This is a genomic window from Kiritimatiellia bacterium (assembly GCA_028715905.1).
In the GTDB taxonomy this organism is placed as follows: domain Bacteria; phylum Verrucomicrobiota; class Kiritimatiellia; order JAAZAB01; family JAAZAB01; genus JAQUQV01.
In genome coordinates this window covers 22,912-29,740 of the sequence record JAQUQV010000029.1, presented here as the reverse complement: position 1 = coordinate 29,740, position 6,829 = coordinate 22,912, and the positions used below count along the sequence as shown (strand labels likewise).

At 57.4% G+C, this 6,829-nt stretch carries 5 protein-coding genes; all 5 read right to left on the bottom strand.

Features of this window, described 5'->3' with window-relative positions:
- Positions 1–154: 154 nt before the first annotated feature.
- Positions 155–1,087, bottom strand: a complete 933-nt coding sequence (locus tag PHP98_07190) for an outer membrane lipoprotein-sorting protein (GenBank protein ID MDD5483419.1) — start codon at positions 1,085–1,087, stop codon at positions 155–157.
- Positions 1,084–2,757, bottom strand: coding sequence for a hypothetical protein (locus PHP98_07185; protein ID MDD5483418.1), 1,674 nt, complete (start codon positions 2,755–2,757; stop codon positions 1,084–1,086). The genes PHP98_07190 and PHP98_07185 overlap by 4 nt, the downstream gene beginning before the upstream one ends.
- Positions 2,758–2,773: 16 nt before the next feature.
- Positions 2,774–3,655 (bottom strand): agmatinase, encoded by an 882-nt coding sequence (gene speB / locus PHP98_07180; GenBank protein MDD5483417.1) that lies wholly within the window; start codon positions 3,653–3,655, stop codon positions 2,774–2,776.
- 16 nt (positions 3,656–3,671) lie between these two features.
- Entirely contained in the window at positions 3,672–5,585 is a 1,914-nt protein-coding gene (speA, locus tag PHP98_07175; protein ID MDD5483416.1) for a biosynthetic arginine decarboxylase, read from the bottom strand.
- Positions 5,586–5,679: 94 nt separating this feature from the next.
- The gene (gene alr, locus PHP98_07170; protein MDD5483415.1) at positions 5,680–6,813 is read right to left on the bottom strand and encodes an alanine racemase; all 1,134 of its coding nucleotides are present in this window, start codon (positions 6,811–6,813) and stop codon (positions 5,680–5,682) included.
- Positions 6,814–6,829 lie beyond the last annotated feature (16 nt).

Sequence of the window (6,829 nt, the reverse complement as noted above, 5' to 3'; positions counted from 1 at the left end):
GCCGGTTCCCGGCGGCGGTTCTATCCAGTCCCTGCAAAAAGATAACGCTGCTTTATGCGTAAAACGCCGGCAAATGCCACGTAAAGCGCCATTGTCCGCCTTGCCGGAAAATGAATGGCCACGGCAATTATTGCCCTTGGCAAAGGATCAGGGTTCAGTTTGCGGCGGGCGGCTGGTTTTGAACCGCAGACGACAGTTCGTCAATCCTGATGAGGGTGTGGTGCAGGGAGGGATAGCTGCGGATTTCCATGTTTTTTATCATCCAACGTTCCGATATTTTCTTGATGTTTTTGACGGCCATCCGCCTTTGCAGTTTGCCGTCGCGGTCAATATCCTCCATCTGAATGAGCATCAATAACTGCGCATCAATCCAGATCACCTTGGAATTTGCAATTCGCGATTCATGATTTGCGGCGGCCGGGTCGGTCTGGCCGGGGAATTCAATCACATAACAATCGCGGCCCCGCAGGTTTTCCGAGCGCAAAGTCCGCCCGTCCGTCCGCCAGAGGAACAAGAGGCCGAGATCGTTCCAGGTTACGTCCGTGTCCCTTATAAATTTGTCCGCCGCCGGCGCCGCGGCGGGCTGAAGCGGATTGCCGCGCCGGTATGCAAACAGGGGGGCGGCTCCTTTGTTCATGCTGATAATCATCTGTTCGTCGGTTGTTCCAAAGGCATCGCTTATCTTGTAAAGGGCCTTGGCGGAGTCTTCCGTGAATTTCAGGGTTATTTCAATATAACCGGCGCGTTCCAGTTTGCCGATTCGCCCGCCGCTCAGAATCTGGCCCTTTATGAAAAGCTCTTCCCGCGGCAAATTTGCGCGCGCCTGCGCCAGTATTTCCGCCGCGGGAGGCAGGGGGGCTGTCCGCTCCGCGGGGTCTGTTTCCGGGCTTTGCCCTGCTGGTTTTTCCGTTAGGGCCGGCCGGCCATTTTCAAGGGCGCCGGCGCGGTCGCCGGCCCGGGCCGGGATGGGCCGGGCTCCAATTAAAGCGGCCCAAAGCAAAACAAGGAGCGTGAAACGGGAAACGCGCAACGCGCGGCGTGTAACGGGAAGCGGAAAGCATGGCGGGATGCGGATAGCAGAAATCATGGCACGGCGCCGAAAGGCATTGATTCAAGAAGTTTCAAACGCGCTTTGGCCTCTTCCACGACATCCCGGTCCGTGTCGCGCGCAATGATGCCGGCCAGGATTTCGGAGTCGGTTATTTTCTGAACGGCGGCGCGGCGCACGGCGGGGTCAATATCTTCCAGCGCGATTTTGTTGATCACGAGCGGGTCGTTGATATGTTCCAGGGCCGCCTTGCGGACAGGCCCATAGGGATCGTTGCGGGCAATATCGCTCAAGATGCGTTTGTTGGTCAGTTCGTTGATGGTCAGCAGGCGCACGGCGGCATTGGCGTTGCGGGCCAGTTCTTCCAGAATCCCCTGATCGGTTATCCGTTCAACGGCCGTCTGCCGGACAGTGCGATGCGAATCCGAAACTGCAATTTTCTTCAATACGGCCTGGTCAATCAGGCGCGCGACCGCCGCCGCCCGCAGTTCATAACTGCTGTCGTTTGCGGCGATATCTTCCAGAATAGCCTGGTTGGCAAGACGTTTTATCGCGCCGGAACGCACCCCCTCGTTTTCATCGCTCAAGGCGGCGGCGGCCAGGGCGGCCTGGTCGTTTACATTTGCCGCGGCTGTTATTCTGACCTGCGGGTCTTCGTCAAATATGAGCGCGTTTTTCAGGGCTTCCTGGTCGGTAATCTTGCGGGCGGCGGTTGCCCGGACCAGGGGCGAAGGATCATTTTCCAGGAGACCGCCCAGCTGCCCGTCCTCCAGCTCTTCGGCGGCGGCGGCCCTGACTTCCTCGTCCGCATCGGTGCGGGCGATATTATAGAGGTCTTCGGTGTCATTGATTCTGCTTGCGGCGGTCTTGCGCACGAGCGGGGCCGGATCGCTGCCGGCGATTTTCAGGAGCAGGCGTTCGTTGTTGATGCGTCTGACCGCCAGGAAGCGGATAAAAGGATCGGGATCCCCGCCGGCAATTTTCGCCAGAAGATCCTGGGAAGCCACCTGTTCTATGGCCGTTTTCCTGATATCGCGGTCGGGATCATTCAGCGCCAGTTCGGCCAGGACCGGCTGGCTGGTAATCTGCCGGATGGCGGCGCGGCGGACGAGCAGGTCTGAATTTTTTTCGGCGATATTAACCAGCAGTTTCTGGCTGGCAATGCGGCTGACGGCGGCAATCCGCACAAAAGATTCGGAATTGCTCATGGCAACCCATGCCAAAAAATCGTTTGATTTCAGTTTTTCAACGGCCGCGCAGCGGATCATGACGTCGCTGTTGTTCATGGCGGTGTCAAAAAACACCGGGTCATTTTTTGTTTTTTCAAGGGCCGCCAGGCGCACCAGCGATTCGGAATTGGAAGCGACGATGTTTATTAACGCTTCGTGATTTTTGAGGCGCGCAACCGCCGCGATGCGCACGTCGGGCGCAGGGTCGGCGGCGGCGATTTGCGCGAGGATAACCTGATTGGTCAGGCGTTGAACGGCGGCCGCGCGGACGTCTTGCTCCGGGTCGGTGCGGGCGATTACGGTAAGCCGCTCCTGGTTGCGGGTCGTGATGGAAACGGTTCTTTCCTGGTCGCCTTTGACAATATCTCCGGTTACGCGCACGCCGTTGCTTTTGCGCAGGGTGGGGGCGCAACCCGGCGTCAGAAGGGCTGAGAGCGCTCCGGCGATTGCGAGATAATAGAATAAATATTTCTTATGCACCCTGTTGCATTCGGATTCAGGCTGATTTGACAATAGCGGATTTTGAGACGTATGTCATCAGTTTTAAGGCCAATTTGGCCGCCGTGTATTCACAGAGGGGGGTTCCGGCGAGGGGGACGACCTCCACAATGTCCGCGGCGATGATGGTCCGTTTCTGGCAGATGCGCCGCAGGAGCCGCAGGAGCGTCCACCACGCTAATCCGCCCGGTTCCGGCGTGCCCGTGCCGGGCATGACGGAGGGATCCAGCACGTCGGCATCAATTGACAGATAAACCTTTTTTTCCAAGGCCGCCGCGAGCCGGTCCATCCATTTGTCATTTTTTTCGGCGATGATCTCGCGCGCCCAGTGGATTTTCAGGCGCCGCCGTTGGATGAGGTCATATTCTTCGCGGCAGAGGCTGCGGATGCCCGCATGCACGACCGGCACGCCTGTTTCCATAACGCGCCGGAAAACGCAGGCATGGGAGAGACGGTTGCCGCGGAAGCTGTCGCGCAGATCAAGGTGGGAGTCCAGGTTGAGCACGCAGATATCGCCATGGGCGGTTTTTGCCGCCGCCGCAAGCGGCACGGTAACCGTGTGTTCCCCGCCGAACGACATCAGGAATCGGCCTGATCGCAGGACCGGTTCGGCCGCGCGGCGGATGCGGGCAAAAACTTCGGCGGCGCCGGCGCCGCGGCATTTTATGGCCGGCAGGGTCTGGACTTTCAGTCCCTGCGGGCAGAAGAATTCCTCGTCAAACATTTCCATTTGCGTGCTGGCGTTCAGAATGGCGGCCGGCGCTTTGCCCGTGCCGCGGCCGAAACTGACGGAACGTTCAAACGGGATCGGGAGGACGGCGAAAGGGGCGCGCGGGTTGCGCGTGCCGTCCGGATCAAATTCAAGGAAATGCTTTTTCATTTTTTAAGGGAACAGGTTAATTTTCAAAATAGGTGTAGCCGCGCATGCCGTCTTCATAGGCCGACATGATCTCGCGGCGGTCCTCGGGGGTGATGCGGTTGGCGCGCACCGCCTTTTCCGCGATGGCCCTGACGTTTTCAATCATATCGCGCGGGTCATATTCCACATAAGAAAGCACATCCGCGACCGTGTCGCCCGCGATTTCGTGGGCGTATTCAACGCGGCCGTCTTTCCCCACGCGCACATGCAGAACATTGGTGTCGCCCATCAGGTTATGAAGGTCTCCCAGTGTTTCCTGGTAGGCGCCCACCAGAAAAACGCCGAGGTAATAATCTTCCCCGCGCAGATCGTGCACCGGCAAGGTGGATTTGACGTCATGCAGATCAATAAACCGGTCAATTTTTCCGTCCGAATCGCAGGTAATATCGGCCAGAATGGCCTGTCTGCAAGGCATTTCATGCAAGCGGTGAATTGGTATTACCGGGAAGAGCTGGTCTATGGCCCAGGAATCGGGGAGGGATTGGAAGACGCTGAAATTACAGTAGTAAAGGTCGGCGACGGCCGTTTCCAGTCCCTGCAATTCTTCCGGAACATACTTGCGCTCTTTGCTTTCTGACGCGATTTTACAGATTATGTCCCAGAAAATATTTTCGGCAAAGGCCCTTTCGCGGAGCGTGAGATTGCCGTGTTCAAAGAGGGAGCGGATTTCGTCGCGGTAATAGACGGCGTCGTGGTAGCATTCCTGCAGATTTTTGGTGGAAAGCGAGTTGCGCACGTCGAGCAGGTTGTTCAGCATGTTGTTGAAATTATCGGGAATCTGTTCCACGCTCCCGGGCGGTTCAAATTTGCTTGAACCCAGAACGTTGAAAACCAGCACCGAATGGTGGGCCACAAGCGCCCGCCCGGATTCGCTGATAATATCCGGGTGCGGTATCCCCGTTTCGCTGGCGACGTTCATGATCGCCTCCACCACGTCGGCCGCGTATTCCTGTTCGGTGTAATTGCGGCTGCTGGCAAAATTGGTGTGCGAGCCGTCGTAATCCACCGCCAGTCCGCCGCCGATGTTGAGCATTCCCATGGCGGCGCCTTCCTTTACCATTTCGGCGTAAAGGCGGCATGCTTCCCGCAGCGCGGAGCGGATATTTCGGATATTGGATATTTGCGAGCCGAGGTGGTAATGGAACAACTGCAGGCAGTCCAGCATGTTCTCCTTGCGGAGGCGGTCAATTATTTCAATGATCTGAACCGCGTTGATGCCGAACATGCTGCGGTCGCCGCCGGAGCCATCCCAGTGCCCGCCCGCGCGGCTGGAGAGTTTTATGCGCACGCCGAGGCGCGGTTTGATGCCCTTGCGCGCGGCGCGTTCCAGGATAACGGGCAATTCATCCTGCCGCTCAATCACAATAATCGTCTGCTGCCCCATTTTGAGGGAATTCAGGGCCAGATCAATAAATTCCTCGTCTTTGTAGCCGTTACAGATGATCAGGGCCTCCGGGTCGTCCGTAAAAGCAATTGCCGACATCAGTTCCGCCTTGCTGCCCGCCTCCAGACCGTGGTGAAAAGGCCGCCCGAATTCCACGATTTCGGCGACAACCTGTTTTTGCTGGTTGACTTTTATGGGGTATACCCCGCGGTAGCTCCCCTTGTAATTATAATCGCGGATGGCATTGTTAAAACATTCATAAAGCTGGGCAATGCGCGAGGAAAGGATATCCGCAAACCGCAGCAGAACCGGCATGTTATGCCCGCGCGCTTTCAAGCCGGCGATAAGGTCCATAATGCTGATGGCAAGCGGGCTGTTGTGGCCGCCGGGCCGGACAATTACCTCGCCTTTTTCGGAAATGTCAAAATAGCCGATCCCCCAGTTCGTGATGCCGTAAAGGTCGGCCGCATTTTCCAAAGTCCAACGGACCAGGACTTCTGGCTTCATTCTCTTTCTCCGTCTCCCGTGCTGTTGATGGATGTGTTCCGGTTCTTTTGAAAAGGGAAATTACTATAAAATGATGATTTGACAATGGAATTTTTCATGCCGCCGGGACGCGTTGAATGCGCCGGCCGAAACCGCACCCGATTTCGTGGGGGATTGTGCCGAGGCGCCCGGCCATGGATTCCATGGAATGCGGATCCTCGCGCCGGTTGCTGACAACGCAGACGGAAGAACCGGTGACGGCTTCCTGCATATCGGTTAAATCAACAATCGTCAAATCCATGCTGACCCGGCCGATGACCGGCGCCAGTTTGCCGCGAAAACCAACCATGCCCTTGTTTGACCATTGCCGCGAATAACCATCCGCATAACCGAGCGGCAGCAGGCCGATGCGCGTCCGGCGTTTGAACCGGAAGGTGTGTCCGTAACCGCAGGCGGTCCCTTTTTTTACCCATTTGACGAGCACCAGCGGCGCCTCAATCCGCATGGCCGGGACAAGTTCATCCGCGCCTTTTACCGGCCGGCCGCGGTAACCGTAGATTGCCCGGCCGGGCCGCACCAGGTCAAAACGCGCCGCGGGCAGGCGGAAGACGGCGCTGCTGTTGGCCATGTGCCGGAGCGGAATATTGAAACCGAGGGATTTGATTTGATCCAGAATGGCGTTAAAGACGGCCAATTGTCCGCGCATGCAATCGTAATTTTTATCATCCGCGCAGGCCGGATGGCTGTAAATGCCTTCAATCTTCATCCCTGTAATCGCGGCGGCTTTAAGCAGTAAGGAGGGGATTTCGTCCGGCAGGCAGCCGCTGCGCCCCATGCCCGTATCGGCTTTGATATGCGCGTAAAGCGGTTTGGAACCCGCGGCCGATGTTTTTGCAATCAGGGCGAGAACATCGTCATTGGCCAATGACGGCCGGATTTCCATCCGCCGCATCAGGTTGATTTGTTCGGTCAGTTCCCGCGCCGGGGCGTATCCGGCGAAAGGGCGCATCACGATAATCGGCTCGCGCACTTTTAAACCGCGCAGTTCCAGCGCTTCGTTAAGAGTGGCCACCCCCCAGAATTTTATTTTCATTTTTTGCAGCGCCTTTACGACCAGCGCCGCGCCGTGTCCGTAGGCGTCCGCCTTGACCATGGCGCAGAGCGGAGCGCCGGCTGCTGTTTTCTGAATAAGCCGGACGTTACGGCGCAGCGCCGAGCGGCTGATATAGGCTTTGACCAATTGTTCCATGAATGCCGGCCGGGTT

Bases quoted from the DNA above. Each gene is read 5' to 3' on its own strand.
- PHP98_07190 (MDD5483419.1), bottom strand. From the start codon at position 1,087: ATGATTTCTGCTATCCGCATCCCGCCATGCTTTCCGCTTCCCGTTACA.
- speB (MDD5483417.1), bottom strand. From the start codon at position 3,655: ATGAAAAAGCATTTCCTTGAATTTGATCCGGACGGCACGCGCAACCCG.
- speA (MDD5483416.1), bottom strand. From the start codon at position 5,585: ATGAAGCCAGAAGTCCTGGTCCGTTGGACTTTGGAAAATGCGGCCGAC.
- alr (MDD5483415.1), bottom strand. From the start codon at position 6,813: ATGGAACAATTGGTCAAAGCCTATATCAGCCGCTCGGCGCTGCGCCGT.